Below are 1,467 nucleotides of genomic sequence, written 5' to 3' on the forward strand. Positions count from 1 at the left end.
GCGGACTCACGTCAATCGGTCACTGAAGACGAGCAACTACGCCGAGGCCGTGAGGCTTGCGCGGATGGTTGCTCATGAGGTCGAACACATGTTCGGCGAGGCCCGGTTCAGCGTTGCTACCGCTTCGGCGCGCACCGTGTGCGACGGCTCATCCAGCACAAAATCGATGGGTGTCGGGTCACCTTGCGCGCCGGTGCAGGCAATGACAGCAGCGCCCAACACCACGGCAATCATGATTGACCTCGACGCGCTTGCAGACCGCATCGTGGGTCGGCTTGGCGGCAACGGTTCTGCGGCTGTCCCCAGCCCGACCAGCCCACAGCAAGCCCCTCCCCTATCCAAGACGATCCGTGAAGTTTACGATGCCTTCATGGCCGACCCCGGCGTCATTCGTTCCGGCAAAACGGTCCTGGCTTACGAAACGGTCTTCTCGTTGCTGATTGAAATCATCGGCGAAGAGACGGCAGTCGCCAGCATCAACCGCGAGGTCTGCCGCGACGTTCTGGAAACGCTGCGTCGCCTTCCTGTTAACGCACGGAAGCGGTATCCCGGCATAACTGCCCGCCAGATCGCCGACAAGACGGCGGGGGACACCAAACTGGCTCGGCTCAGCACGACGACGGTCAATGGCTACATGGACAAGCTGTCGGCATTGCTGACCTGGGCCGTCAACGAAGGTTACATCGACAAAAACCCAGCGAAAGGCCTTGGGGTTGTCGAGGCGACGCACAAGAAAGACAAGCGGAACCCGTTCGCGATCAACCAGTTGCAGAAAATTTTCAGCGCACCGCTCTACACTGGGTGCAAGGACGACGAATACGGCTATGCGGAGGTGGGCGACGCACGCCCCAGACGTGGCCGCTTCTGGGTGCCGTTGATCGGCCTCTTCTCGGGCATGCGGCTTAACGAAATCTGCCAGTTGAACACCGAAGATGTGCGGACCATTGACGGTGTGGACTGCTTCGTAATCACGGCGGAAACGATCAAGGGTGCTGCCGACAAGCGGCTGAAGACTGCGAGCAGCGAGCGTGTTGTTCCAGTTCACCCTGAACTGATCAATCTTGGCTTCATGGAATACGTGAGGGAACAGCGGCGGAAAAAGAACACCAAGCTCTTCCCTGACCTCGGTGTCGCCAAGACAGGATATTACTCGGACACCTTCAGCAAGTGGTTTCGACGTTTCCTGCAAAAATCCGGTGCAGCGGCCGGGCGAACTTGTTTTCATAGTCTCCGACACAACTTCCGAGATGCGCTGCGGGAAGCACGAGTTGATCGTGAAATTGCTTTGGCACTTGGGGGATGGGCGGGTGACTCGTCGGACATGGGGACGGAAAGCGCCGAGTTCTACGGCCGAGGCTTTCGAGCAACCACCCTGTTGGAAGCGATCCGGAAGGTGCAGTATCCGAACCTCAACCTCTCCGCCCTCCATATTGCGACGTGAGCGCCCGCGTGCCGGGGCGCTCAACG

The 1,467-nt window shown here is 59.4% G+C and carries 1 protein-coding gene; it reads left to right on the forward strand.

Annotation, left to right across the window (positions count from 1 at the left end):
• The coding region (locus J2850_RS31515) for a site-specific integrase (RefSeq protein ID WP_209991395.1) at positions 1 to 1,441 on the forward strand (1,441 nt) is incomplete at its 5' end.
• Between the last annotated feature and the right edge of the window lie 26 nt (positions 1,442 to 1,467).

This window comes from Azospirillum picis (assembly GCF_017876115.1).
Lineage (GTDB): Bacteria > Pseudomonadota > Alphaproteobacteria > Azospirillales > Azospirillaceae > Azospirillum > Azospirillum picis.